19 protein-coding genes are annotated in these 25,562 nt (G+C 67.4%); 8 read left to right on the top strand and 11 right to left on the bottom strand.

Features of this window, described 5'->3' with window-relative positions; translation table 11 throughout:
- The first annotated feature begins 80 nt into the window (after positions 1 to 80).
- On the top strand, positions 81 to 1,790 hold the full coding sequence (locus ASG62_RS17970) for a lysine--tRNA ligase (protein ID WP_056696856.1): 1,710 nt from the start codon (positions 81 to 83) through the stop codon (positions 1,788 to 1,790).
- Between the two features lie 19 nt (positions 1,791 to 1,809).
- On the opposite strand, the gene ASG62_RS17975 is transcribed toward ASG62_RS17970, so the two are convergent.
- The 3 genes from ASG62_RS17975 to ASG62_RS17985 form a co-directional block, all read right to left on the bottom strand.
- Positions 1,810 to 2,553, bottom strand: coding sequence for a thermonuclease family protein (locus ASG62_RS17975; RefSeq protein ID WP_056696858.1), 744 nt, complete (start codon positions 2,551 to 2,553; stop codon positions 1,810 to 1,812).
- 49 nt (positions 2,554 to 2,602) lie between these two features.
- The gene (locus tag ASG62_RS17980; protein ID WP_056696860.1) at positions 2,603 to 3,253 is read right to left on the bottom strand and encodes a helix-turn-helix transcriptional regulator; all 651 of its coding nucleotides are present in this window, start codon (positions 3,251 to 3,253) and stop codon (positions 2,603 to 2,605) included.
- Positions 3,254 to 3,412: 159 nt separating this feature from the next.
- The gene (locus tag ASG62_RS17985) at positions 3,413 to 4,030 is read right to left on the bottom strand and encodes a 2-hydroxychromene-2-carboxylate isomerase (RefSeq protein WP_056697331.1); all 618 of its coding nucleotides are present in this window, start codon (positions 4,028 to 4,030) and stop codon (positions 3,413 to 3,415) included.
- Between the two features lie 230 nt (positions 4,031 to 4,260).
- On the opposite strand from ASG62_RS17985, the gene ASG62_RS17990 reads away from it, so the two are divergent.
- Complete coding sequence (locus ASG62_RS17990) at positions 4,261 to 5,337, top strand: YihY/virulence factor BrkB family protein (protein WP_082537369.1); 1,077 nt, start codon at positions 4,261 to 4,263, stop codon at positions 5,335 to 5,337.
- Positions 5,338 to 5,411: 74 nt separating this feature from the next.
- Here the strand turns inward: ASG62_RS17990 and ASG62_RS17995 are convergent, their stop codons facing one another.
- Positions 5,412 to 7,610, bottom strand: coding sequence for an FAD-dependent oxidoreductase (locus tag ASG62_RS17995; RefSeq protein WP_056696864.1), 2,199 nt, complete (start codon positions 7,608 to 7,610; stop codon positions 5,412 to 5,414).
- A gap of 181 nt (positions 7,611 to 7,791) precedes the next feature.
- Between ASG62_RS17995 and ASG62_RS18000 the strand changes: the two genes are divergently transcribed.
- Positions 7,792 to 8,577, top strand: a complete 786-nt coding sequence (locus ASG62_RS18000; RefSeq protein WP_056696866.1) for an EAL domain-containing protein — start codon at positions 7,792 to 7,794, stop codon at positions 8,575 to 8,577.
- A gap of 40 nt (positions 8,578 to 8,617) precedes the next feature.
- Here the strand turns inward: ASG62_RS18000 and ASG62_RS18005 are convergent, their stop codons facing one another.
- From ASG62_RS18005 to ASG62_RS18015, 3 genes are all read right to left on the bottom strand, one after another.
- Positions 8,618 to 9,826, bottom strand: a complete 1,209-nt coding sequence (locus tag ASG62_RS18005) for an acetyl-CoA C-acetyltransferase (protein ID WP_056696868.1) — start codon at positions 9,824 to 9,826, stop codon at positions 8,618 to 8,620.
- Between the two features lie 124 nt (positions 9,827 to 9,950).
- Complete coding sequence (locus tag ASG62_RS18010) at positions 9,951 to 11,747, bottom strand: acyl-CoA dehydrogenase C-terminal domain-containing protein (RefSeq protein ID WP_056696869.1); 1,797 nt, start codon at positions 11,745 to 11,747, stop codon at positions 9,951 to 9,953.
- 216 nt (positions 11,748 to 11,963) lie between these two features.
- Entirely contained in the window at positions 11,964 to 12,437 is a 474-nt protein-coding gene (locus tag ASG62_RS18015) for a MerR family transcriptional regulator (RefSeq protein WP_056696871.1), read from the bottom strand.
- A gap of 288 nt (positions 12,438 to 12,725) precedes the next feature.
- On the opposite strand from ASG62_RS18015, the gene ASG62_RS18020 reads away from it, so the two are divergent.
- The 3 genes from ASG62_RS18020 (at position 12,726) to ASG62_RS18030 (ending at position 18,424) form a co-directional block, all read left to right on the top strand.
- Positions 12,726 to 16,421 (top strand): peptidoglycan-binding protein, encoded by a 3,696-nt coding sequence (locus ASG62_RS18020; RefSeq protein ID WP_056696873.1) that lies wholly within the window; start codon positions 12,726 to 12,728, stop codon positions 16,419 to 16,421.
- A gap of 237 nt (positions 16,422 to 16,658) precedes the next feature.
- Positions 16,659 to 17,588 (top strand): sulfite exporter TauE/SafE family protein, encoded by a 930-nt coding sequence (locus ASG62_RS18025; RefSeq protein ID WP_056696874.1) that lies wholly within the window; start codon positions 16,659 to 16,661, stop codon positions 17,586 to 17,588.
- Between the two features lie 47 nt (positions 17,589 to 17,635).
- Positions 17,636 to 18,424 carry a TIGR02186 family protein gene (locus tag ASG62_RS18030; protein ID WP_082537370.1) on the top strand — a complete coding sequence of 263 codons (789 nt, stop codon included), beginning with the start codon at positions 17,636 to 17,638 and terminating at the stop codon, positions 18,422 to 18,424.
- A gap of 43 nt (positions 18,425 to 18,467) precedes the next feature.
- On the opposite strand, the gene pdeM is transcribed toward ASG62_RS18030, so the two are convergent.
- The 4 genes from pdeM to ASG62_RS18050 all read right to left on the bottom strand — a co-directional run bounded on the left by pdeM (position 18,468) and on the right by ASG62_RS18050 (position 23,774).
- Positions 18,468 to 19,187 (bottom strand): ligase-associated DNA damage response endonuclease PdeM, encoded by a 720-nt coding sequence (pdeM, locus tag ASG62_RS18035; RefSeq protein WP_056696877.1) that lies wholly within the window; start codon positions 19,185 to 19,187, stop codon positions 18,468 to 18,470.
- 103 nt (positions 19,188 to 19,290) lie between these two features.
- Positions 19,291 to 21,888: a ligase-associated DNA damage response DEXH box helicase gene (locus ASG62_RS18040; protein ID WP_056696879.1), complete on the bottom strand. Its 2,598-nt coding sequence runs from the start codon at positions 21,886 to 21,888 to the stop codon at positions 19,291 to 19,293.
- A 198-nt stretch (positions 21,889 to 22,086) separates the two neighbouring features.
- Positions 22,087 to 22,776, bottom strand: coding sequence for a YitT family protein (locus tag ASG62_RS18045; RefSeq protein ID WP_082537371.1), 690 nt, complete (start codon positions 22,774 to 22,776; stop codon positions 22,087 to 22,089).
- An 83-nt stretch (positions 22,777 to 22,859) separates the two neighbouring features.
- Positions 22,860 to 23,774 carry a class I SAM-dependent DNA methyltransferase gene (locus ASG62_RS18050; protein ID WP_056696881.1) on the bottom strand — a complete coding sequence of 305 codons (915 nt, stop codon included), beginning with the start codon at positions 23,772 to 23,774 and terminating at the stop codon, positions 22,860 to 22,862.
- 65 nt (positions 23,775 to 23,839) lie between these two features.
- Between ASG62_RS18050 and ASG62_RS18055 the strand changes: the two genes are divergently transcribed.
- Together ASG62_RS18055 and ASG62_RS26680 are read left to right on the top strand one after the other, a co-directional pair.
- Positions 23,840 to 24,850, top strand: coding sequence for a ligase-associated DNA damage response exonuclease (locus ASG62_RS18055; protein WP_056697334.1), 1,011 nt, complete (start codon positions 23,840 to 23,842; stop codon positions 24,848 to 24,850).
- 53 nt (positions 24,851 to 24,903) lie between these two features.
- Positions 24,904 to 25,536 (top strand): hypothetical protein, encoded by a 633-nt coding sequence (locus ASG62_RS26680; protein ID WP_156382233.1) that lies wholly within the window; start codon positions 24,904 to 24,906, stop codon positions 25,534 to 25,536.
- The last annotated feature ends 26 nt before the right edge of the window (positions 25,537 to 25,562 follow it).

Genomic DNA, 25,562 nt, shown 5'->3' on the forward strand with positions numbered 1-25,562 from the left:
TGATGGCGGGGTCGCCATAGACGAACGATGGCGCCTCGGCCCCCGTGGGCCGCGCCGTTCGATTGCTTTGAGGTTTCCCCATGAGCGCCGCCGCTCCGCTTCCCATCACCATCAGCGACGAGCTCGTCGCCGAGGCACAAGGTTCGAACGCCTGGCCCTTCGAGGAAGCCAGGAAGCTCGTCGCGCGGTTCGAGGCGAAGCCCAAGCAGGGTGAGGTTCTGTTCGAGACGGGCTATGGGCCATCCGGCCTGCCGCATATCGGAACCTTCGGCGAGGTGGCGCGCACCTCGATGGTCCGCCACGCCTTCCGCGTCCTCACCGCCGACAAGGTGTCGACGCGGCTCCTGTGCTTCTCGGACGATCTCGACGGTTTGCGCAAGGTGCCGGACAACGTGCCGAACCGGGAGATGATGGCGAGCTTTCTGGGCAAGCCGCTCAGCCGCGTGCCCGATCCCTTCTCGAACGAGCATCCCTCGTTCGGCGCGGCCAACAATGCCCGGCTGCGCGCCTTTCTCGACCGGTTCGGCTTCTCCTACGAGTTCGCCTCCGCCACCGACTACTACACGTCCGGCCGCCTCGACGAGACGCTTCTGAAGATGCTCCGTGCCTATGACGAGGTCATGGAGATCATCCTGCCGACGCTCGGCGCCGAGCGCCGCGCGACCTATTCGCCCTTCCTGCCCATTCATCCCAGGACCGGCATCGTCCTGCAGGTGCCCATGGTGGACCGCGATCCCGAGCGCGGCACGATCGCCTATCTCGACCCCGACACCGGCGAGCGGATCGAGACGAGCGTCACGGGCGGCGCGGTCAAGTGCCAGTGGAAGGCGGATTGGGCGCTGCGCTGGACCGCGCTCGGCGTCGACTACGAAATGGCGGGCAAGGATCTCATCGATTCCGTCACGCTCTCCTCCAAGATCTGCCGTGCGCTCGGGGGCACGCCGCCCGAAGGCTTCAACTACGAGCTTTTCCTCGACGAGAAGGGCCAGAAGATTTCGAAGTCGAAGGGCAACGGCCTGACGATCGACGACTGGCTGGCCTATGCCTCGCCGGAAAGTCTGTCCTTCTACATGTACGCCAAGCCGCGGGCCGCCAAGCGCCTGCATTTCGACGTCATTCCGAAGGCGGCCGACGAGTATTTCGGCTTTCTCGACGCGCAGAACCGCCAGACGCTCCAGCAACTCCTGCAGAACCCCGTCTGGCACATCCATGCGGGCGATGCGCCGCGCTCGGGGCCGCCCGTGCCCTTCGCCATGCTGCTCAACCTCGTCTCGGCCTCCAATGCCGGCGATACGGCGACGCTCTGGGGCTATATCACGCGCTATTCGCCGGGTACGACGCCGGAGACCGCTCCGGAACTCGACCGGCTCGTCGGCTACGCGCTTCGCTACTTCAAGGATTTCGTGGAGCCCTCCAAGGTCTTCCGCGCGCCCGACGAGGTGGAGCGCGAAGCGCTGAAGGCGCTGGACGAGAAGCTCGCCGCCCTCGACCCTGCCGCCGACGGCGACGCCATCCAGGATGCGATCCTCGACGTCGCGCGGCCGATCGAGCGCTATCAGGACCTGAAGAAGACCGGGCCGAGCGGCGGTCCCGGCGTTTCCGGTGCCTGGTTCCAGATGCTCTACCAGACGCTGATCGGGCAGGAGCGGGGGCCGCGCTTCGGCTCCTTCGTTTCGCTCTACGGCATCGCGGAGACGCGGGCGCTGATCCGCGCTGCGCTGGATGGAACGCTGTCGTCCAAGGCGGCCCGATCCACCCTCATGCCGGACCTCGTCCGGCATCCCTCATGAAATGGGGCCGGTGGCGGAGTCAGCCGCCGCCCCATATGCCGAGACCGGCCTCCTTGGCTTTCGCCTCGGCCGTCTCGTAGGGACCGCCCGGAACGGCCGTCGCCCAGCCGCTTTCGACGAGCCAGGTGCCGATATCGCGCTCGCCGAGGAAGCAGCGGCTCTCGGTCATGGACGAGCTCTTGGCGAAGTCCTCCGGCACGTCGCAGGCGATCGAGCGGGCGCGGAGCCAGGAGCGAAGCGCCGTCCGGGCCGTCGCGCCGCAGGGCCATGTGCCGCCGTATTTCGCCTCGCAGCGCTTGCCGACGGGCGCGGGCTCGACGCCGACGAGCTTCACGCGCGCGCGGCCAATGAGGAAGGTCGCGGTGTCGATGGCGATCGGGCGCGTCAGAACCTGCATCTTCGGCTTCGCCGGCTCGGCCGTCCGATCGACCGCGAGCGGCGGCAGGGACTGCCCGGCCGGCGCGCGCTCGATCGCGACCGGCGCGGGGATTCCGGTCGTGGCGGTGCTCGCGCCCCCGGCCGTGGCGGCGGCCTGCGGCGCGTCTGCGCCGCCGTCCGAACCCGTATCGGCAACCTCCGGCTCCATGTCCGGCATCTCGTCGGGCACTTCGAGCACCATGGGCGGCGCCATGGAGGCCGCGATCTCGGCCCGGCGCGGCACCGTGAAGGCGAAGCTGCCGGCGATCAGCACGAGACCCGCGATCATCAGGGTGATGCGGCGGGCGGGCGAGGGAGCCTCGGTGGGGGAATCGTCGAGCATCATGCGGAACGTATCGCCCGTTTTTCGTGTCGAGCCGATGGCGGCCTAAGATTTATTGGCTCGCCCAAAGGATTCTCGCGATCCACTCGATCTCGGTGATCGGGAACTGCCGGTCGGGAAAATCGGGATTGATGGAGACGAGTTCGATCGTCTTCGACGTCTGCCGCTGCAGGACCTTGGCCATGACCTCGCCGCCTTTGGTGCGAACCACGACGCGGTCGCCGCGGCGCACGGAGGCGCCGGGGGCGACGATGACGATGTCGCCGTCGCGATAGAGCGGCAGCATGGAATCGCCGGAGACCTCCAGCGCATAGACAGGCTCGTCGCCGGTCGCCTGGGGCAGGGCGATCTCGTCCCAACCCTGGCCGGCGGGAAAGCCGCCATCATCGAAATAGCCGCCCGCGCCCGCCTGCGCGAAGCCGATCAGCGGCACGGTGGCCAAGCTCGCAGGCCGCCCGCCCGCCGAAGCCGCGCCGCCGCGCATGAGGTCGGTGAACTCCTCCAGCGAGGTGCTCGTCGCCTCCACGATCTTGGCGATGGATTCGGTCGAAGGCCAGCGCGGCCGCCCGTCCGTGGCGGTGCGCTTGGACTTGTTGAAGGTCGTGGGATCGAGGCCCGCGCGTCGCGCGAGGCCGGATGCGGTCATCTTGTGCCGGGCGGCCAGACCGTCGATCGCCGCCCAGACCCGTTCATGGGAGAACATCCGCAAGGGTTCCAAAGAAGGAAGGTCGAAGGAATAAATACCTTTATCCCTGGTTCTAAGACAGGACGCGGACAATGTCCAGACGCCTCGCGCGCAAGGCGTTCGATCCATTCGCGCGGCCTGTCGGTGTGCGCGGTTCCGTCGATCCGCGCGGCTCTGTCAGTCTGCCCGGAAAGCCCGGCGACCCGTATCGAGGGCATGTTCGAGATCGTCGATCCGATCCTGGCCGAAGAAGGGCTCGCCGTTGAGGACGAAGCCGGGGCTGCCGGGAATGCAGGCGGCGATGGCGGCGTCGGAATTGGCCTTGCGGATCGCGGCCGCTTCCGGCGCCTCGGCGCGCTCGATGATCTCGGACGCGGGAAGGCCGAGACGCTTCAGATAGTCCTCGATCTGGACGCGGTCGGCGATATCCTCGTCGCGGACCCAGACGCCGGTGAAGACGGTCTCCATGAAGTCGAGCGGCGAGATATCCAATGCCACGAGGGAGACGGTCACGAGATCGGCGAAGCTCGCATCGGCCGGAAAGAACTTCGGCCGCACGTTGATCGGCAGTCCCCGCCGCTCGGCGACGCGCTTCATGTCGATGATGCGATAGTCCTGGCGCATGGCCGGGCGCTGGGCGAGCGGGAGATGGCCGGTGACCGCCCAGATGACCTTGAGATCGATCGGCTTTACGGCCAGCTTGGCATTGTGGCGGCCGGCGACGGAGCGGATCTCCTCGTGGCCGAGATAGGTGAAGGGCGAGATCGAGGTGAAGTAATAGTCGATGACCGGCATGGCGGGCTCCTCCAACGTTCGCCCGTGATATCGGCCCCGAGGCTTCCGGTGCAACCGCTCCCGGTGCGGAACCCGGTCGCGAAAGACGGCATTCTCGTGGAAAAGATAGGCCGTTTCGCGAGAAAGAGCACGGCGTGCCGTGGCCGAGAGGCCGGTGCGCCCGATATGGCTGAAGCGGCAGTCCGGCGGCGCGGCGGCCGGTGGCACAGGTTGAGACGGCGAAGACGACGATGAGCCCGAGATTCGGCCAGAACACCAGCGAGGAAATGCGGCGGCGGGCGGCCGAGCCGGGGCGCGGGCGCGATGCGACCGGACCCTTCTCCATTCCCTTCAAGGGCTGGGGAGACATCGGGCGGCGGCTCTACTTCTCCTTCTTCGAGGACCGCGTCATGCTGATCGCGGCGGGGGCGACCTTCTATCTCCTGCTCGCGCTCTTCCCGGCCTTCGCCGTCTTCGTCTCGCTCTACGGGTTCGTCGCTGACCCCAATTCCATCGCCGGCCACATCGCCTTCATCGGGCAGTTCCTGCCGCAGGCCGGGATGGAGCTTCTGCAGGCGCAGCTCGAGCGCCTGGCCTCGCAGGATATCGCCATTCTCTCCCGAGGCTTCATCATCGGTCTCGCCTTCTCGCTCTGGAGCGCGAACAACGGCATCAAGACGCTCTTCGAGGCGATGAACGTCGCCTATGGCGAGCAGGAGAAGCGCTCCTTCCTGAAGCTCAATCTCATCGCCTTCTGCTTCACGCTCGGCGCCGTGTTCATCGGGATCATCCTGATCGTGTCGGTCGGCGTCGTGCCCGCCGTGATGGCGGTGTTCGGCCTGTCCAGCTTCACCGACACGCTGATCGCCTCGATGCGCTGGCCGGTCGTCTTCGCGATGATCGTCGGCTCGATCGCGCTGATCTACCGCTACGGACCCAGCCGAAACCGGGCGCGCTGGGTCTGGGTGATCTTCGGCGCGCTTCTGACCTCGGTCGTCTGGCTGCTCGGCTCGATCGCCTTCTCCTGGTATCTCCAGAACTTCGCCAATTACGGCGCGACCTACGGCTCGCTCGGGGCCGTGATCGGCTTCATGATGTGGGTCTGGGTGTCGTCGCTGATCTTCATCATCGGCGCGGAGATCAACGCGGAGATGGAGCACCAGACGGCGCTCGACACGACCGATCTGCCGGAAAAGCCGCTCGGCGAACGCGGCGCGCGCGTCGCCGATACGATCGGCAAGAGCTCCTCGCGGGGGCATGTGCCCGTGCCGGAGAAGAAGGGGCTGTTCGGAAAGTTCAGGAAGGATTCGGCTAAGGAAGCTGCGTAGCGGGGCCAAATTTCACGGTCACGGTCAAAGCCGGAGACGGGACGATGTGGCCCGCCTCCGCTGTCGTCGTGTGCTCAGGCGGCCTGCGCTTCGGCCGGCGCGAAGCGGGCGTAGAAGGTCTCGCCGGTCGCGGCGAGCTCGCGCAGGAGGAGCGTCGGCTGGAAGTGGTCGCCGTAGCTCGCCGCCAGCTTCTCGCAGAGGGCGACGAAGGCCTTCGTGCCCATGCCGTCGATGTAGGAGATCGTGCCGCCGGTATAGGGCGCGAAGCCGAAGCCGAGGATCGAGCCGACATCGGCCTCGCGCGGATCGGTGACGACGCCCTCTTCCATCGTGCGCGCGGCTTCCAGCGCCATGGTCACGAGGAAGCGCTGCTTCAGCTCGCCGTAGTTCACCTCTTCGGCGCGCTTCTGCGGGTAGAGATCCTTCAGGCCCGGCCAGAGGTGCTTCTTGGCGGGCTTGGCGGGGTAGTCGTAGAAGCCCTTGCCGGCCTTGCGGCCGAGACGCCCTTCCTGGTCCACCATCCGGTTCACCAGCGCGAAATGCTCGGAGTCGACCGCGTTCGCGCCGAGGTCGCGGATCGTCGCCTTCAGGATCTTCTGGCTGAGATCGACCGCCACTTCGTCGTTCAGCGCGAGCGGGCCGACGGGCATGCCGGCGGCCTTCGCCGCGTTCTCGATCATCGCGGCCGGAACGCCCTCGATCAGCATGTCGTAGGCTTCGTGAAGGTAGCGGAAGACGCAGCGATTGGCGAAGAAGCCGCGCGTGTCGTTGACGACGATCGGGGTCTTCTTGATCGCGCGCACGAAGTCGAGCGCCACGGCCAGAGCGTCCTCGCCGGTCTCCTTGCCCATGATGACCTCGGTCAGCATCATCTTGTCGACGGGCGAGAAGAAGTGGATGCCGATGAAGCGCGTGCGCTCCGGGAAGGCCTCGGCCAGCATGGAGATCGGGATCGTGGACGTGTTCGAGGCGTAGATCGCGCCGGGCTTCATGACGGCGGCGACCTTCTTCGTCACGTCGGCCTTCACGTCCTTGTCCTCGAAGACGGCCTCGACGACGAGGTCGACATCGGCGAGCGCGGCATAGTCGGGCGTGGCGGTGATGCGGGCGAGGAGCGCGTCGGCTTCCTCCTTGGCGAGGCGGCCCTGGCCGACCAGCTTCTCGACGATGCCCTGGCTATGCGCCTTGCCCTTGTCGGCGGCGGCCTGGTCGCGGTCGAGGAGCACGACCTCGAGGCCGGACTTGGCCGAGACATAGGCGATGCCCGCGCCCATGAAGCCGGCGCCCACGATGCCGACCTTGGCGAGCGTCTTCGGACCGACCGACTTCGGCCGGCGCGCGCCCTTGCCCAGATCCTGCATGGAGACGAAGAGCGAGCGGATCATCATGGCCGCTTCGGTCGTCTGAAGGACGCTGGCGAAGTAGCGCTGCTCGACCTTCAACGCGAGGTCCATCGGCAGGAGAAGGCCCTCGTAGACGCATTTCACGATGGCGCGGGCGCCGGGATAGTTGTCCTGCGTCTCCTTGCGGTAGAGCGAGGAGACCGCCGGCCAGAGCTGCGCGCCGGCCGGGGAATAGACGAGGCCGCTCGGCAGCTTGAAACCCTTCTGGTCCCAGGCCTTCACGGCGGGGACGCCCGCCTTCAGAAGAGCCTTGGCCTTGTCCACGAGCTCGGCCAGCGGCACGGCCTCGTCGATCAGCTTCATCGCCTTGGCCTTGGAGGCCGAGAGCGTCTCGCCCTTCAGAAGCATCTGGAGCGCGGACTGCGTGTCGGTGAGACGGGGCACGCGCTGCGTGCCGCCGGCGCCGGGGAAGATGCCGACCTTGACCTCGGGCAGGGCCATCTTCGCCTCGGTGGCGGCGACGCGGGCGTGGCAGGCGAGCGCCAGCTCGAAGGCGCCGCCCATGCAGACGCCGTTGATCGCGGCGACGAAGGGCTTGCCGCAGGTCTCCAGCTTGCGGAAGATCCAGGTCATGGCGCCCGCGCGCTCGAAGAGTTCGGCGACGGCCGCCGTCTTGTCGTTCGCGAGCTTGGCCTCGTAGGCGTCGAACATGCCGCGCAGCATCTTCAGATCGGCGCCGCCGGAGAAGCTGCCCTTCTTGCCGGAGGTGATGACGGCGCCCTTGATCGCGGCATCGCCCACGACCTGATCGATCAGGGCGTCGAGCTCGTGCATGACCTCTTCGGTGAAGACGTTCATCGACCGGTCCGGCATGTCCCAGGTGATGAGGGCGATGCCGTCTGCGTCGGTCTCGATCGTGAAGTTCTTCATCGTCGTTGTCTCCCGGTTGTCTCGACGTCGTTGGATTTGGAATGCCGCCATCAAGTCGACGGCAAATGGTTTCGTCTTCGGCGGCGGGCGCCGTTTGGCGGCCCGACCAACTATTGTTCACCCGTAATCAATGCCTTGGTGCGATGCTTGCGTATCGATTGTTCCTGACGGGTTCCACACGATGGCAACAGGTTGCGAGGGTTGCCGATCCGGCGCCGAACTCGGTTTCACATTCTCCATGGCGTTCCAGCCGATCTACGATGTCGGCGCGGAGCGCGTCTGGGGTTACGAGGCCCTGATCCGAGGCACGGCAGGCGAGGGCGCCTACCAGATCCTCTCGCAGGTCCAGGACGATCAGCGATACCGCTTCGACCAGGCCTGCCGCGTGAAGGCGATCGAACTCGCCTCCAAGCTGTTTCCCGCCGAATCCGCCGTCCAGCTTTCGATCAACTTCATGCCGGGCGCGGTCTACGAGCCCGCCGCCTGCCTGCGCGCCACGCTCGCCGCCGCCAGGACCCACCGCTTCCCCCAGGCCTCGATCATGTTCGAGTTCACCGAGGCCGAGGAGATCGCCGACACCGACCACCTGACGAAGATCATCACCGAATATCGCCGCCAGGGCTTCATCACGGCGCTGGACGATTTCGGCGCGGGCTATGCGGGGCTCGGCCTTCTCGCCGATTTCCAGCCCGACCTCATCAAGATCGACATGAAGCTGATCCGCGGCATCGACACGAGCCGCGCGCGGCAGACGATCATCGCGGCGATCGTCCACATCGCCCGCGAACTCGACATCACGCTTCTGGCCGAGGGCATCGAGACGCAAGCCGAGTTCGACGCGCTGCGCGCCGCCGGCATCCGCCTCTTCCAGGGCTACTACTTCGCAAGACCGGCCTTCGAGGCCCTCCCGCCGATCGCGGCGGGAAGCCTCGATGCCATCCGGCCGGGGCGCTTCGCCACGGCCTGACGTCGTTCGATCCTGCGGAGCCGAGCCCATGGCGCCCGGCTCAGACGCGCTCGATGATCGTCGCCGAGCCCATGCCGGCGCCGATGCAGAGCGTGACGAGCGCGGTCGTCTTGTTCTGGCGCTCCAGCTCGTCCAGCACCGTTCCCAAGATCATCGCGCCGGTCGCGCCGAGCGGATGGCCCATGGCGATGGCACCGCCCGCGACGTTGATCTGGTCGTGCGGGATTTCGAAGGCCTGCATGTAGCGAAGCACGACGGCGGCGAAGGCCTCGTTCAGCTCGAAGAGGTCGATGTCGGAAATCTGCATACCGGCGCGGGCGAGCAGCTTCTCCGTCACGTCGACGGGACCGGTCAGCATGAGCGCGGGGTCCGAGCCGATATTGGCGAAGGCGCGGATGCGGGCGCGCGGCGCCTTGCCGATGATCGAGCCGCCCTCCTTGGAGCCGAGCAGAACGGCGCCGGCGCCGTCCACGATGCCGGAGGAGTTGCCGGCGTGGTGGACGTGGTTGACGGCCTCGATCTCGGGATGGGCCTGGATGCCGACGGCGTCGAAGCCGCCCATCTCGCCGGGCATGGCGAAGGAGGCGTTCAGGCTGCCGAGCGACTGCATGTCGGTGGAAGGCCGCATGTGCTCGTCATGGTCGAGGATGACGATGCCGTTCTGGTCGAGGACCGGGATCACCGATCGGGCGAAGCGCCCCTCCTCCCAGGAGCGCGCGGCGCGCTTCTGGCTCTCGACGGCATAGGCGTCGACGTCGTCGCGCGAGAAGCCGTACTTCGTCGCGATGAGATCGGCGGAGACGCCCTGCGGCATGAAATAGGCGGGAATGCCGACGGAGGGGTCCATGTACCAGGAGCCGCCGGAGGCACCCATGCCGACGCGCGACATGGATTCCACGCCGCCCGCCACGACGAGGTCGTCGGCACCGAAGGCGATCTTGGCCGCGCCGAGATTGACCGCGTCGAGACCGGAAGCGCAGAAGCGCGAGATCTGGATGCCCGGCGCCTTGAAGTCGTAGCCGGCTTCGAAGGCGGCGGCCTTCGGGATCACCGCGCCGGCCTCGCCGACCGGATCGACGCAGCCGAAGATGATGTCGTCGACCTTGGACGTGTCGATGCCGTTGCGGTCGCGCAGCGACTCCAGCACCTTGGCGCCGAGGCGGGCGGACGACACCTCGTGGAGGGAGCCGTCCTTCTTGCCGCGGCCACGGGGGGTGCGGACGTGATCGTAGATGTAAGCTTCGGTCATGAGAGGTCTCCCGGAATGGTGGGGCCGCGCCATCCTCGCAACGGCCTGTCGCATCCTCGTGACGGAGCGACGACGAATCGGATCATCGGAACTTGAGGCGCGCCGCGTGCCGCCTCACCTTACGTCAGAAGGCCTCGGCGTCGAGGGCCATCATGGAGTCCGCGCCGGCGGAGATGCGGGCGAGATGGGCTGATGTTTCCGGCATCAGGCGTTCCATGTAGAAGCGCGCGGTGACGAGCTTCTTCTCCAGGAAGGCCGCGTCGCCGTTCGCGCCGGCCTTCAGCTTGTCCTGCGCGACCTTGGCCATGCGGCCCCACATGTAGCCCAGCGCCACGAGGCCGAAGAGGTGCATGTAGTCGGTGGAGCCGGCGCCGGCATTGTCGGGCTTGGCCATCGCGTTCTGCATCAGCCACATCGTCGCCGCGCCGAGATCCTTGGAGCCCTTGTGCAGGCCCTTGGTGAAGGGCGCCATGGCCTCGTCCGCCCTGTGCTCCTCGCAGAAGGCGTTGACCTCGGCGAAGAAGGCCTGGATCGCGCGACCGCCGTTCAATGCGAGCTTGCGACCGACGAGATCGAGCGCCTGGATGCCGTTCGCGCCTTCGTAGATCTGGGCGATGCGGGCGTCGCGCACGAACTGCTCCATGCCCCATTCCTGGATGTAGCCGTGGCCGCCGTAGATCTGCTGCGCCTGGACGGCGTTGTCGAAGCCCTTGTCGGTGAGGACGCCCTTGATGACGGGGGTCATCAGGCCCATCCAGTCGTCGGCGGCCTGACGCTCCTTCTCGTCCTCGGCCAGATGCGAGAGGTCGCCCTTCAGTGCCGTCCAGAGCACGAGCGCGCGGCCCGCCTCGTTGATCGAACGGATGGTCATCAGGATACGGCGGACGTCCGGGTGGACGATGATCGGATCGGCCGCCCGGTCGGTCGCCTTGGCGCCGGAGAGCGAACGACCCTGGATACGCTCGCGGGCGTAGATGACGGCGTTCTGGTAGGCCGCTTCCGAGATGGCGAGGCCCTGGATGCCGACGCCCAGCCGCGCTTCGTTCATCATCGTGAACATGGCGCGCAGGCCCTTGTCCTTCTCGCCGATGAGATAGCCCGTCGCCCCGTCATAGTTCATGACGCAGGTCGCGTTGCCGTGGATGCCCATCTTCTCCTCGATGGAGCCGCAGGACACCGCGTTCCGCTCGCCGGGCTCGCCCGCTTCGGTCAGCACGAATTTCGGCACGATGAAGAGCGAGATGCCCTTCACGCCCTCCGGCGAGCCTTCGATCCGGGCGAGGACGAGGTGGATGATGTTCTCGGAAAGGTCGTGCTCGCCGGCGGAAATGAAGATCTTCTGGCCCGAGATGCGGAAGCTGCCGTCCGCGGCGGGGACCGCCTTCGTGCGAAGAAGCCCGAGATCCGTGCCGCAATGGGGCTCGGTCAGGTTCATCGTGCCGGTCCAGGCGCCGTCCACCATCTTCGGCAGATAGGTCGACTTCTGCTCGTCGGTGCCGTGCTGCACGATCGCGGCCATCGCGCCGGCGGTCAGGCCCGGATACATGGCGAAGGCCATGTTGGCGGCGGACATGTATTCGTTGACGGCGGCCGACAGCGTGTGCGGCAGGCCCTGGCCGCCGAAGTCGGGCGAGATGGACAACCCGCCCCAGCCGCCCTCGCGGAAGACGCGATAGGCCTCGCCGAAGCCCTTGGGCGTCGTCACGCTGCCGTCGGCATGGCGCGTGCAACCTTCGTGGTCGCCCACCTGGTTCAGCGGCTGAAGGACCTCCGATGCAACGCGCCCGGCTTCGCCGAGAATGGCTTCGACGACATCGGCCGAAGCGTCCGAGAATCCTGGCAGATTGTCGTAGCGTTGCAGTCCCAGAAGATCGTTCAGCACGAAGAGCGTGTCGGCGATGGGGGCCTGGTAGACCGGCATGATCGTCTCTCCCGTCTTGCGTCGTAGCGCATCGAACTTTGACGTTTACGTCAATGCACGACGCATATACGCCGATGCCGGGAGAGGCACAAGAGTTCGCCGCGAAGAGGGTTGATAAAGCTTCGCGGGCCGATTGTGTCGAGCACGATTTTTCGCATTTGGCCTGGAAAGGCTCGAGGATCGGCACACCGCCCGGGCATGCCGATCTCCGTCACATCAGGCGGCGTCCATGCCGAGCTTGCTGCGAACGAGCGCGATCGAGGCTTCCATCGCGCGGATCGAGCCGTCGATCTCGCGGCGCTGCTCCAGAAGAACCTCGTGCTGCTCCTGAAACCGCTCCAGCGCCACTTCCATCTGACGGCGCGGACCGTTCGGCTGGTCGTAGATCTCGATGATCTGCTTGGCTTCGGTCAGGGAGAAACCGAGCGTCTTGGCGAGAAGCACCAGCCGCAGGCGTGCCCTGTCCCTGCGAGAATAAAGCCGCGTCGTTCCCCGTCGCTCCGGGTTCAGAAGTCCACGATCCTCGTAGAAACGGAGCGTTCGCAGTGTAACGCCGAACTCGCGCGATAGATCTCCGATTCGAAAGGACTCGCGACTTGGCTCGGGGTCGCCGCTGGTCCCGAGCAGGAAGTCGATGTCGAACGAAACCTCGGATTCCAGGGCTTCGTCAGGTGCGATCTGCTGGTTCATGAATTGCTCGATTTATCCATTACAAACGAGCTGACCAAGCGACAAGTGCATGATGTATCAGCTGTTTCACATTCGGCACATATCGTGCGGAGTGACCGGCTTGCAAGCCTTCCCCATGGTTGTGCAATCCAGCTACGCTCCATCCATCATTCCTATACCCAACGCAGACGCGTCGCCTTTAACCCGCTCGCCGACGAGCCGTTCCGACAATCCGAAAATGTCGGTCGGCCCGGATGCAGGAGGGGTCGTGCTGTGGAAGACGCACCATTCGGTCCGAGAGGTTAGACGATGCTGAAGTCGAGAGCGCCATCGCAGGACACCAGCGTTCCCGCACCGGATGCCTCTCCACTGGCATCCCTGAGCCGGACGCTCCTGGCCCTCGAGGAGCGCCTCTCGCGCCTTCCGTCGCGCGCCGAGCCCAGGGCTTCCGTGCCGATGGTCGATCCGGAGCCGGCACCCGCGCCGGCCCCCGCGGAAGCTGCGGGACTTCTTCGCCGGATGGCGCTGACCGATGCGGCCTCCGAAATCGTCATGCGCCGCCAGATGCTGGACCGTGACGTCGCCGCCGACCGGGCGCCGTCCGCCGCCGGCCGTTCGGCCGAGCCCGTGCGCCTTCATCCGCGCGTCGTCGCGTCCGGCGGCGCGGCGGGCCTGCGCGAAGAGCAGCTGAAGACGCTCGCCGTCGACGCCGAGACGCTGAAGGCCGAGGGCAGCGGCTACTCCGCCATCAGCGAGGTCGCGGCCGAGCTGCAGCGCCTTCGCGAGGAGATCCGGCGCGATTCCCAGCCGAAGGCCGATCCGCGCTTCGACGAGATGCGCGCCGCCTTCGAGGAGCTTCGCGGCATGATCCTGTCGCGCGAGAGCCAGGAGCGCGTCGGCTCGGAGCTGACGCGGATCGCCGACGGCCTCGCGCAGCTGACCGAGGACGGCGCCGATCGCTCGACGCTCAACACGCTGCGCGCCGAACTGGAGGCCATGCGCGGCCTCTTCGCCGAAGTGGCGCGCGAGACGAGCCTCAAGGCCGAGACCGAGATCGAGGTAAAGCGCGACATCAAGGACGAGCTGAAGCGTCTGCGCGAATCGCTGCGCTCGCTCGCCAGCGAAGACCAGATCAAGGCGGTCGAGAAGCGCTGGAACGAGTTCGAGGAGCGCTACGAGGCCTCGCCGGTCGCACCCGACGAGACCGCGATCTCCCGCCTTCTGCAGACCGAGCTGGAATCGGTTCGCGACCAGATCGAGGCCTTGTCCGACAAGGCGCCGATGGATGCCGTCGAGAAGCGCTGGGATGCGCTGGAGGAGCGGCTCGACACGCGGCAGATGGAGCTGACGATCCAGAAGCTCGCCGAGCGGATGGGCGATCTGGAGACGCAACTGGCCCAGCTGCCGAACAATCAGGCCATTTCGGCGCTGGACGCCCGCATGCGCACCATCGCGGAGGGCGTCGAGACGCTCGCCCTCCAGAGCGTCGGTCCCGATCTCGAGCAGTTCGTCATCATCGAGGACCGGCTCGACGAGATCTCGCGGGCCATCGTCGCGACCTCGCTGCAGCAGCCCGCCATCGACATGGCGCCGATCGAGCGCATCGAGGCGCGGATCGCCACGCTGACCGCCCGCATCGACGTCACGCCCTCCAACGGCGAGACCGAGATGCTGGCCGAACGCGTCGCCGAGCTGACGGCCAAGCTCGACGTCATGTCGAGCGACACGTTCCCCGTGCAGATTGCCGAGCGCATGGCCGTTCTGGCCGAGCGCTTCGAAGCCGCCTTCGCCGAACTCGAGGCGCCGCGTCTCGACACGAGCGCCATTGAGGCGCGGCTCTCGGCCCTGACAAGCCGGCTCGAAGACAAGGCCGTGCCCCAATTCGACCGCGGCATCGTGCAGGCGCTGGAGGTCCAGATCGCGCGCCTCGCCGCGAGCCTCGATCGCCCTGATCGCCTGCAGTCGACCGAAGCCGATCCCGAGATCGAGCGCCGCCTCGCCGCCATCGAGCAGCGGCTCGACGACCAGCGCGACGCGCTGATCGCGGCCGCCCGAGAGATCGCCGATGACACGGCCAAGCGCATGCAGGACGTCGGCGATCGCCGCCAGGGCGAGCACATCGCCCAGCTGTCGGAAAATCTGAAGGCCCTCGAGGGCCTGTCGCGTGCGAACGACGAGCGCGCCGGCCAGGTCTTCGAGAGCCTGCACGGCACGCTGATGAAGATCGTCGATCGGCTCGAGCAGATCGAGATCGATGTCGGCGGGCGCCGCGCCGAGGCGCCGACGGCGGAGACGAAGGTCGCGGTGAAGGCGCTGACGCCGGCCGCTGGGCCGAAGCCCGTCGAAGCCGACCGTTCCGCACCGGCCTTCCTTCGCGCCGGCGACGTCGCGGTCGCCGAGAAGCCCGTGGCCCGCGAGGCCGTGTCTGCTCCCTCGCTCGACGCATCCGAGATGCTGGACCGCCGGGAGGCCAACCGGCCGCTCGAGCCGGGCTCCGGAGCGCCCGATATCGGCGCGCTTCTGGAGCGGCTGCAGCTTCAGCGCGGCGGCAAGGGCGGTTCCAACCGCGAGCCGCTCGGCGATGCCGAACTCGTCGCCGCTGCCCGCCGGGCCTCGCGCGCCGCCGCCGCCGCCGTCGAGACGGAAGCCAAGGCCGCGCAGGCCTCTGCCGGACCATCCGGTGCCGGTCGCCTCTCCAGCTTCATGCAGCGCCGCCGCAAGCCGATCCTCGTGGCCGTTCTCGCTGTCATCGCGGCGCTCGCCGCTCTGACCCACCGGGACGAACTCGGCTCGCTGGTCTCCGCCCAGTTCGACGGCGGCACGGTGATCGACGGCACGGTCAATCCCGTCGCCGCGATCCCCTCGGCATCCGCGACGAGCGCGACCGAAGGTCCGGCCGCCGCGTCCGCCGTCACGGCCGAGGACGCCGAGCCTGCGACTTCGACCGCTCCGGCAGCTCCCGTCGCCTCCGCTGCGATCGAGCCCAAGGCGGCCGAGCCGGCCGTCGTCGCGCCTGAGCAAGCGCCTGCGCCTGCCGCGGTTGCGGCAGCTCCCGCCCCGGCGGCGACGGCTGCGTCGACGATCGATGCGGCCGCGATCCTGGCGCGCGCCGAAGCCAAGCTTCCGGCGCAAAGCCTCGGCGCCATCCCGGCTCTGCCGGAGAACATCGGCTCGGCGGCGCTGGCGACGGCTGCCAAGGGCGGCGACGCCATGGCGCTCTTCGAGGTCGGCCTGCGCCTGATGGAAGGCCGCAACGGCGAGCCCAAGCCCGCCGACGCGCTCGTCTGGTTCGCGCAGTCCGCCAAGCGCGGCTTCGCACCGGCGCAGTACAGCCTCGGCACGCTGTTCGAGAAGGGCAACGGCGTCGCGCGCGACACGGGCGCCGCCCGCGACTGGTATCTGCTCGCCGCCGAACAGGGCAACGTTCGCGCCATGCACAATCTCGCCGTGCTCTATGCCACGGGCATCGAGGGCGTGTCGGACCCGGACACGGCGCTCGGCTGGTTCGAGAAGGCCGCCGGCTACGGGATGCGCGACAGCCAGTACAATCTCGGCATTCTCTACGCCCGCGGCTCCGGCACCGAGCAGGATCTCGTCAGCTCCTACAAGTGGTTCTCGATCGTCTCGAAGACGGGCGACAAGGATGCCGAGGCCAAGATGCAGGAGATCGCCAAGTCGTTGGCGCCCGAGCAGCTGAAGCGCGCCGAGGGCCTCGTCTCCGGCTGGGCGCCAATGGTGCGCCCGGAGGCGGCGAACACCGTCGAGCTTCCCCCGGCCTGGGCCGACAAGTCCGACACGACCGCCTCGGTCGACATGAAGCGCGCCGTGCGCAACATCCAGGCGATTCTCGGCAAGCTCGGCTACGACGCGGGCCGGCCGGACGGCGTGATCGGCGAGAAGACCAAGATGGCGATCCTCGCCTTCCAGAAGAAGAGCGGCCTTCAGGCCACCGGCTCGGTCGACGAGCCGCTGATCCGCGCGCTTCTGGAGCGTAAGGACGGCTGAACGGTCCGCCCGGCGCCCTTCGCGTCGCAAACCGGACATAGAAGAGGGCTCGGATCACTGCGATCCGGGCCCTCTTCGTTTAGGCTTCGTATCGGAAGTGCTGCAGTGCGAAATTTTTTAGGCCGGTGCGAGTTTCGAAACCGAATTCCGGCATGATGCGAAGCTTAGGATTTCCGTGCCTTCCTCGCGCGACCCAGTCGCTTCGCGCGGGCCCATCCACGAGCCCGAGACACGCCGGTGAACCTTTACCTGCCGATCGCCGAAATCTCCGTGAACATGCTGGTGCTGATCGGCATGGGCGCCGCGGTGGGCTTTCTCTCCGGCATGTTCGGCGTCGGCGGCGGGTTCCTGATCACGCCGCTCCTCATCTTCTACAACATCCCGCCCGCCGTGGCCGTGGCGACTGGCGGCAATCAGGTGATCGCGGCCTCCTTCTCCGGCGCGCTCGCCCATTACAAGCGCGGGACGATCGACCTGAAGCTCGGAGGCATGCTCCTGGCCGGCGGCGCGGCCGGCTCGCTGGTCGGCGTCCTCATCTTCACCTGGCTGCGGCGGCTGGGGCAGCTCGATCTCGTCGTCTCGCTGCTCTACGTCGTCTTCCTCGGCCTCATCGGCGGGCTGATGCTGGTGGAGAGCATCAACGCGATGCGTCGGGTGGGGACGGGCGGATCGGGCGAGGTTCGCAAGCACGGCCAGCACAACTGGGTACACCGGCTGCCGCTGAAGATGCGCTTCCAGCGCTCCAAGCTCTACGTCTCGGCGATCCCCGTCCTCGGCATCGGCTTCTTCATCGGCATTCTCTCGGCCGTGATGGGCGTCGGCGGCGGGTTCATCATGGTGCCCGCGATGATCTATCTCCTGCGCGTGCCGACGAGCGTCGTCATCGGCACCTCGCTGTTTCAGATCATCTTCACCGCCGCCGCCACCACCATCATGCAGGCGGCGACGAACCAGACGGTCGATGTGGTCCTGGCCTTCCTCCTGATGATCGGCGGCGTCGTCGGGGCGCAGTTCGGGGCGGAGGCCGGGCGCAAGCTGCGCGGGGAGCAGCTGCGCGCGCTCCTCGCCCTTCTCGTCCTGGCCGTCTGTCTGCGTCTCGGCGTGGAGCTCGTGATCTATCCCGCCGACCTCTTCTCGATCAGCCTGCCCAGCGGGGCCGTCCGGTGAGTGCGCGGCGAAGCTTCCTTCGGGCAGGCCTCGCGGCCCTGGCAATAATGCTCCTGCCGCTCGGCGGTGCCGACGCGCAGCTCGCGCCGCAGCCCGAGGTGGAGGGGGCCGTCGCGCCGGCCGTGCCGCCGGAATCCTTCGAGATCGGCCTGTCCACCGATACGGTCGTCATCACGTCGAGCTTCAGCGGCACGCGGCTCGTCGTCTTCGGTGCGCTCGACGACGCGGACGGGCGCATCCGGCGCCAGGGCGGCTACGACATCGTGGTCGCGCTGGAGGGGCCGAAGGTGCCGATCGTGGTGCGCGAGAAGGAGCGCGTGCTCGGCCTCTGGGTGAACCGGGGCTCGGAGCGCTTCGACACCGCGCCGGTCTCCTACGCGCTGGCCGCGACGAAACGGCTGAGCGACATCGCGCCGGATGCGGTGCTGGAAAAGATCTCCGTCGGCATCGACCATCTGCGCATCGGCGCCGGCACGCCGGAGGCGGCGGGCGAGGGGCGCGACGCGTATGCCGCCGCCCTGCGCCGCATCCGCAGCGACCGCGGCCTCTACAACCAGACCTTCGGAACGGTCGAGTTCGTCAGCCCCACGCTCTTCCGGGCGGAGCTGTCGCTGCCCGCGAACCTGCCGGTCGGAAAGCATCAGGCGCGCGCCTTCCTGTTTCGTGCGGGCACCTTCGTCGCCGAACGCGGGGGCACGCTCTGGGTGGTGAAGTCGGGCTTCGAGAACCGCGTCTTCGCGCTCGCCAAGACCTACGGCTTTCTCTACGGCGTCTTCGCCGTCGCCCTCGCCATCTTCACGGGCTGGCTCGGCCGGCTCATGTTCAAGCGGGACTGAAGCACCGGGCGTTCGAAACGCGGACTTGGCGTTTAGAGGCCGCTCAGCTCGCGCAGAGCGCGCTGAAGTGGATCGGGAACATGCGTGTCGTGCCGATGACGAGCGCATGCGCCTCCTCCGGCCGGAACAGGCCGTGAAAGGCCCGGTCGAGCACGTTCAGCCCGCCGGTCGTCACGCCGAAGGACGGCAGGATCATGCGCGCGCCGTCCGTCGCGAAACAGGCGCCGCGCACCGACCGCCCGCCCGCCGAGACGCGGGCGGCAGGGTGGAGATGGCCCGCGACCTCGCCGTGCCGGAAACCCGGCATCGGCTCGTGGCGGAAGAGCCAGGGGCCGATGCCGATCTCCTCATGCGTCTCTCCGCCGACGAAGGCGGGCGGCTCGGGGTCGTGATTGCCCTTGATCCACAGCCAGTCGCGGCCCGCCATCAAGGCGGTCAGGGCCTCGCGATAGGGCGCGGGCATGAAGGCCGCGCCGTTTCGGTCGTGAAAGCTGTCGCCGAGGCAGAGCACGCGGCCCGGCGTATAGCGCCGAATGGCGGCGCCGAGCAGCTGCAGCGTCGCCAGCGTGTCGTAGGGCGGCAGCATCATGCCCCGCCGCGCGAAGGCCGCGCCCTTCTCCAGATGGAGATCGGCGACGACGAGAAGATCCTCGGCTGGCGCATAGAGCACCCCGGACGGGTCGCACACGACCTCGGCACCGGCGAGGTCCGTCGCGATCGGATCGCAGTCCGTGTGGCGCATCCGGCGCGCGAGAGCATTCATCGGGACCGGCCGTCTCATCGTGATTCGCGTTTCGTTCCCATGGAATCCGATCGGGCAGGTCGCCGCAAGGGCCGGACGACGACTTGCGGCGGGCCGCCGCAGCTCACGTCCACTTCGTCGTGTAGAACCGGCCCTTCTCCGACAGCGCCTTCTCGATCAGCTGCGCTTCCGCGGCGACGGAGAGGAGGTCGTCCTCGGCCTCGCCGACGACGCGCTCGCGGCCGGCTTCGAGCATGATGGGCACGGCGAGCGGCGAGATCTCGGCGAGGCGCTGGTGGACGATGTGGTGCTTGATGCGGGCGAGGAGGTCGGAGACGCGGCGCACGTCGAGAAGGCCGGTCGCCGCATCCGCCCAGGTCGCCTGGAGGAGGATGTGGTCGGGCTCGTGCGTGCGCAGGACGTCGTAGACGAGATCGGCGGAGACCGTGACCTGCCGGCCGGTCTTCTCCTGGCCGGGATGGCGGCGGTCGATGAGGCCGGCGATCACGGCGCATTGGCGGAAGGTGCGCTTCAGGAGCCAGCTGTCGGCCATCCAGGCGTCGAGGTCGTCGCCGAGCATGTCCTCGTCGAACAGCTCCTCGATCGACAGTGCGCCGGAGGAAAACATCGCGCCCATGTCCTCCAGCCCCCAGATGGACAGCGCATAGTCTGTCGCCACGAAGCCGAGCGGGCGCGCCCGCGCGCGCTCCAGGCGGCGCGTGAGGAGCATGCCGAGCGTCTGGTGGGCGAGGCGGCCCTCGAACGGATAGGCGACGAGGAAGAAGCGCTTGCCGACGGGAAAGGTCTCGACGAGAAGCTGGTCGGCGGCGGGAACCATCGACTTGCGCTCCTGGATCTCCAGCCAGTCGCGGACCTGATCGGGCAGGGCCTGCCAGCGCGCGGGGTCGGCCAGCATGGCGCGGACCTCGCCGGCGAGATAGGTCGTCAGCGGAAACTTCGAGCCGCCGTAATAGGGAACTTTCGGCTCCTCGTAGACGGCCTTGGTCACGAGGCAGGTGTTCTCGAAGATGCCTTCGAAGGCCAGCACGTTTCCGGCGAAGAGGAAGGTGTCGCCGGGGGAGAGCGTTTCGAGGAAGTTCTCCTCGATCTTGCCGAGCGTCGGCCCGCCCCGCGCCATGGCCGCCTTGGTCTTCTTGCGGATGAGCTTCACGTTCAGCGATTCGGACTCGATGATCGTGCCGGCGTTCATCCGGTATTGCTGGGCGATCCGCGGATGGGCGAGGCGCCAGGTGCCGTCCTCGGTCAGCTTGATCTTGGCGTAGCGCTCGTAGACGCGCAGCGAGTAGCCGCCGGTCGCCACGAAATCGAGGACGCGGTCGAAGGTCTCGCGGGAGAGGTTCACATAGGGCGCGGCGGCCGTGATCTCTGCGAAGAGATCGTCCGCGCGGAAGGGCTCGGCCACGGCCATGCCGAGGATGTGCTGGGCGAGCACGTCGAGGCAGCCCTCGCGCAGAGGCGGCGTGTCCTGATGGCCGAGATAGTTGGCGTCGAGCGCGACCTGGCACTCCATGACCTCGAAGCGGTTGGCCGGAACGAGGATCGCCTTGGAAGGCTCGTCCATTCGGTGGTTCGAGCGGCCGATGCGCTGGGCAAGACGGGAGGCGCCCTTCGGCGCGCCGACATGGACGACAAGATCGACGTCGCCCCAGTCGATGCCGAGATCGAGCGTGGAAGTCGCCACCACCGCGCGCAGTTCGTTGGCGGCCATCGCCGCCTCCACGCGCCGGCGCTGGCCGACATCGAGTGAGCCGTGATGGAGCGCGATCGGCAGCGTCTCCTCGTTGATTCGCCAGAGCTCCTGGAACAGGCCCTCCGCCTGGCTGCGCGTGTTGACGAAGAGGAGCGTCGTCTTGTGCGCCTTGATGGCCTCGTAGACCTCGGGCATCGCATAGCGGGACGTGTGGCCCTGCCAGGGAACGCGGGCCTCCGACTTCAGGATCGTGATCTCCGGCCGCGCGCCGCCCTCGACGGTGATGAGATCGGAGAGCGGGTTTTCGGCGGGAAAGACCTCGCCCGTGTCGGGATCGCTGCGCTCGGGCGTCTGGGCGACCAGCCATTCGCGCAGCTCGTCGGGCTCCGCCACCGTCGCGGAGAGACCGATGGTCTGCAGCTCCGGCCGGAGCTTCCGCAGCCTCGCAAGGCCCAGCGCGAGAAGCTGGCCGCGCTTGGACGTGACCAGCGCGTGCAGCTCGTCGAAGACGACATAGCGAAGGTCGGAGAAGAATTCGCGCGCGTCCTTGCCCGCGATGAGGAGGGCGAGCTGCTCGGGCGTGGTGAGAAGGATATCCGGCGGCTTCAGCTTCTGGCGCTGGCGCTTCACCTGGCTCGTGTCGCCGGTGCGCGTCTCCAGCGTCACCTTGATGCCGATCTCGGCGACGGGCTTGGCGAGATTGCGCTCGATGTCGACGGCGAGCGCCTTCAGCGGCGAGATGTAGAGCGTGTGGACGCCGCGCGGGCGCGTGCCCGGCTTTTGCCGGCCGCGGCGCGTCAGATCGACGAGCGTCGGCAGGAAGCCCGCCAGCGTCTTGCCGGCGCCGGTCGGCGCGATGAGGAGAACGGAGGCCCCGGCCTCGGCGCGCGCGAGAAGATCGAGCTGGTGCGGTCGCGGCGACCAGCCCTTGGCCGCGAACCAGCGCAGGAAGGGCTCTGGCAGATGGAAGGCGGCGGCTTCGTGCGCCTGGGGAGTGGAGGAGAGGTTCACGTGGCAAAACTAGGTTGCGACCGTAGGTTCGCCAAGGTGGCAGGGTGTGACGTCATTCTTCTCCCCTCCGGGGAGAAAGTGGACGTGTAGCGTCCGGATGAGGGGTCGCGACGGTTCCGGCAGGCCTCCCCTCATCCCGCTGCCGCGACCTTCTCCCCGGAGGGGAGAAGAAGCAGCTTTGGAGGCGGCCGCAGTCCTTTAGACGGCGAGGTAGCGGTCGGTTCGGTGGTTGATGGCGAGGAAGAGGTTGAGGACGAGGGCGCCGAGGACGGAATAGAGGACGGCCAGCGGGGGGACGGCCGCAAAGGCGGTGACGAGGACGACGAGATCGACCGTCATCTGCGTGACGCCCGCGCGCCAGCCGAAGCGATCCTGCAGATAGACGGCGAGAATGCCGATGCCGCCCGCCGAGGAGCGATGGCGGAAGAGGGCGAGGAGGCCGAAGCCGACGAGGAGACCGCCGAGGCACGCGCCGAGCAGCGGCTGGACCTCTCCGAAGCGGATGAACTCGCCGCTGAAGGCCGTCATCGCGGAGAGAAGGCCGACGGCGAAGGCGGTCTTGATCGTGAAGGAGCGGCCCATTCGGCCGATGGCGAGGGCATAGAAGGGGAGGTTCAGGACGAAGAAGACGAGGCCGAAGTTCCAGCCGGTGAGATAGTGGAGGACGAAGGCGAGGCCTGCCATACCGCCGGTGAGGAAGCCGAGATGGCCGAGCAGCGCGATGCCGAGCGCGGTGAGCACCGTGCCCGCGAGAATGCCGAGCGCATCCTCCACCGGCGAGTGGCGCGTCGCGGTCGCCGCCCAGGAGCCGAAGCGGTGAGCCTTCGCCGTGCTCTCGCGGCTGCTGAGCCGCTGGGCTTCGCCGGGTGCGCCATCGATGCTCGCCATGGTCCCTCCGTCGCGCCTCCGAGGTTTCGAACGTCTTCGCAGTTGCGAAGAGCATAGGCGCTTCGCGATCCCGCGCAATGGCGTCAGCCGTCCTTCGCCGCGACGATCACATGGCCCGCGACCGGCGCTCCTCGATCCTGCCGGAGCACGACCTCGGTCCGTCCGCGAAGGGCCAACCCCGCCTCGGCGAGCATGGTTTCCACGGCGGGCGCGTGGTGGGCGTAGCGCAGGGCTTCGCCGAGCCGGTAGGGCTCCGGTCCGTCCGAGGCCTCCAGCGTGAAGGCGAAGAGGTCGGCGGGGGAAAGGATGGATGCGATCGTCGCGATCACGGGCCGGAGGTCCCCGATATAGTTGAGGACGTCGGCGGCCGCGACGAGATCGTAGCGGTGCGAGTCTCGATCGAGCGCCAGGATATCGGCTTCCTCCAGCCTGTCGTAGATGCCTTTGGCGCGGGCGCGGGCGAGCATTTCCGGCGAGAGGTCGAGCCCGTCGAGCCGCTCGGCATGGGGGCGAAGGCGCGTTCCCATGAGCCCGGTGCCGCAGCCGAGATCGAGCGCGGCGGCAAAGCGCGGCGCCGGCCCCGCGACGGAAAGGATCGCCTCCATCAGCCGGTCCGGCGCCCGATAGGCGAGACCGTCGACGAGGGCGCTCTCGAAGCGGCCGGCATATTGGTCGAAGAGGCTCTTCACGAAGGCCGGCGGCGCCGTGGCGGGCGCCGGCGTCCGGCCCATCGCGGCGAGGCGGAGGGCGGCGCCCGTTCCGTCGGCGGGGTCGAGGCCGAGCGCGCGTTCGAAGGCGCTGGCGGCTTCGTCCGCCTGTCCGGCGTCCAGAAGATAGGTGCCCAGCGTCGTCCAGCCCGCGGTCCAGGCGGGGGCGAGATCGAGCGCCTGGCGCATCAGGTCTGCGGCCGCCGCCCCGTCGCCGTCCGCGGCGAGACCCTTGGCATAGTCGGCGCGGCGGTCGGCCAGCGGGTCGCCGGAGAGGTGGCGGTGATCCATGCGATGTTCTGCCTTCCGCCTGCGGGCCTGCCCAAGGCGGGCGCCGTGCCTATGTCAGGGGGATGATGCGCCCCGACGATCTCCTCCGACCGACGCCGAAGGGGCTCTACTGCCCGCCCGGCGACTTCTATATCGACCCGGTGAAGCCCGTCGAGCGGGCTCTCGTCACCCATGGCCATGCCGACCATGCAAGGCCGGGCAACGAGAAGGTCATGGCGACGCGTCGGACGCTCGACATCATGGCGCTTCGCTACGGCGAGGACTTCGCCGCCGCGCGACAGGTGGCCGAGTGGGGCGAACGGACGGTCGTCAACGGCGTCACCGTCTCCTTCCATCCGGCGGGCCATGTGCTGGGCTCCGCGCAGATCCGGGTCGAGAAGGACGGGCTGCGGATCGTCGCTTCCGGCGACTACAAGCGGCGGGAGGACCCGACGGCGGAGCCCTTCGAGCCCGTGCCCTGCGAGGTCTTCATCACCGAGGCGACCTTCGCGCTGCCGGTCTTCCGCCATCCCGATTCGCGCGTCGAGATCCGGCGCCTCATCGCCTCGACGAAGCAGTTTCCCGAGCGCGCGCATCTCGTCGGCGCCTATGCGCTGGGCAAGGCGCAGCGCGTCATCCGCATGCTGCGCGAGGAGGGATACGACGCGCCGATCTACATTCACGGCGCGCTGAAGCGGCTCTGCGAGTTCTACGAGGCGGAGGGCATCGCGCTCGGAGACTTGCGCCCCGCGACGCTGGAGCGCGGCGGCAAGGCCGATTTCGCGGGGGCGATCGTCGTCGGCCCGCCCTCCGCCTTCGCCGACAAATGGGCGCGGCGCTTTCCCGATCCCGTCTCCTGCTTCGCCTCCGGCTGGATGCGGGTTCGCCAGCGCGCCCGCCAGCGCGGCGTCGAACTGCCGCTCATCCTCTCCGACCATTGCGACTGGGACGAGCTGACCGAGACGATCGCCGAGCTGAACCCGCAGGAGGTCTGGGTGACGCATGGGCGGGAGGAAGCGCTGGTGCGCTGGTGCGAGCTTCGCCAGACGAGGGCCCGGCCGCTGCATCTGGTCGGTTACGAGGACGAGGGGGATTGATTTCAACTTGAGGATGTTGTGGAAGCTAGGCGTTGAACGTTCGGAGAGCTTCTTTGACTGAAATTTGGAACGGCATTTCAGAGGCGCAGGCCACGATTATAGCTGCGTTGATCACAGTCTTGGCAGCCGTGGTCGGTGTGTGGCTCGGCTCGGTTCTGTTTGCCGGCCGGGTCAGGAGCTTAGAAGATGCTATAGAAAAAGCGGAAGCATTGCTGCAAGCTCATCAATCCAGCGTCGATGCGAAGCTCATTGCAATCGCGGCTAGATTTGAGTCCTTCGATGCAATGGTATCGGCCATGCTGCAGCAAGTTAACACGCTTGGAAGCGCGTTCAACGATTTAGAGGCAAGTAGAACTGCTGCCCAACTTCAACTTGACCCTCAAACCACTGAAGAAATTGACTCTCGAGAATCACTCAAGAGCAATTGGATAAAAATTCGTGATCGAGTTGAGGAAATCGCATCTAGCCCGGACATAGATGGACGTCGCCGTGCAAGATATGGGCGGATCGATCGAAGAATGTTCTACAATTTGTTAGACGCACTGACGCATGATGGTTATTTGGGTCGCGATGGCGACGAATATCACGAAGCGCTGGAACTTTGGCATCGTTATAGAAACGGTAGACTTACGCCATCGGCGGAAGATGTTATGCGAATGGAGAATTTGTCGAAAAAGCTCGGATAAGTTGTAAATGATTTTGGATAGTTAAC

Source organism: Aureimonas sp. Leaf427, assembly GCF_001425485.1.
GTDB lineage: Bacteria > Pseudomonadota > Alphaproteobacteria > Rhizobiales > Rhizobiaceae > Plantimonas.

What these genes read in the sequence shown, in the direction of transcription:
- ASG62_RS18000 (WP_056696866.1), top strand. Translation starts at nt 7,792, where the DNA reads ATGGCAACAGGTTGCGAGGGTTGCCGATCCGGCGCCGAACTCGGTTTC.
- ASG62_RS18010 (WP_056696869.1), bottom strand. Translation starts at nt 11,747, where the DNA reads ATGCCGGTCTACCAGGCCCCCATCGCCGACACGCTCTTCGTGCTGAAC.
- ASG62_RS17980 (WP_056696860.1), bottom strand. Translation starts at nt 3,253, where the DNA reads ATGTTCTCCCATGAACGGGTCTGGGCGGCGATCGACGGTCTGGCCGCC.
- ASG62_RS18045 (WP_082537371.1), bottom strand. Translation starts at nt 22,776, where the DNA reads ATGGCGAGCATCGATGGCGCACCCGGCGAAGCCCAGCGGCTCAGCAGC.
- ASG62_RS17995 (WP_056696864.1), bottom strand. Translation starts at nt 7,610, where the DNA reads ATGAAGAACTTCACGATCGAGACCGACGCAGACGGCATCGCCCTCATC.
- ASG62_RS18020 (WP_056696873.1), top strand. Translation starts at nt 12,726, where the DNA reads ATGCTGAAGTCGAGAGCGCCATCGCAGGACACCAGCGTTCCCGCACCG.
- ASG62_RS17975 (WP_056696858.1), bottom strand. Translation starts at nt 2,553, where the DNA reads ATGATGCTCGACGATTCCCCCACCGAGGCTCCCTCGCCCGCCCGCCGC.
- ASG62_RS17990 (WP_082537369.1), top strand. Translation starts at nt 4,261, where the DNA reads ATGAGCCCGAGATTCGGCCAGAACACCAGCGAGGAAATGCGGCGGCGG.
- ASG62_RS18015 (WP_056696871.1), bottom strand. Translation starts at nt 12,437, where the DNA reads ATGAACCAGCAGATCGCACCTGACGAAGCCCTGGAATCCGAGGTTTCG.
- ASG62_RS18050 (WP_056696881.1), bottom strand. Translation starts at nt 23,774, where the DNA reads ATGGATCACCGCCACCTCTCCGGCGACCCGCTGGCCGACCGCCGCGCC.
- ASG62_RS18030 (WP_082537370.1), top strand. Translation starts at nt 17,636, where the DNA reads ATGCTCCTGCCGCTCGGCGGTGCCGACGCGCAGCTCGCGCCGCAGCCC.
- pdeM (WP_056696877.1), bottom strand. Translation starts at nt 19,187, where the DNA reads ATGAATGCTCTCGCGCGCCGGATGCGCCACACGGACTGCGATCCGATC.
- ASG62_RS17970 (WP_056696856.1), top strand. Translation starts at nt 81, where the DNA reads ATGAGCGCCGCCGCTCCGCTTCCCATCACCATCAGCGACGAGCTCGTC.
- ASG62_RS18055 (WP_056697334.1), top strand. Translation starts at nt 23,840, where the DNA reads ATGCGCCCCGACGATCTCCTCCGACCGACGCCGAAGGGGCTCTACTGC.
- ASG62_RS18005 (WP_056696868.1), bottom strand. Translation starts at nt 9,826, where the DNA reads ATGACCGAAGCTTACATCTACGATCACGTCCGCACCCCCCGTGGCCGC.
- ASG62_RS17985 (WP_056697331.1), bottom strand. Translation starts at nt 4,030, where the DNA reads ATGCCGGTCATCGACTATTACTTCACCTCGATCTCGCCCTTCACCTAT.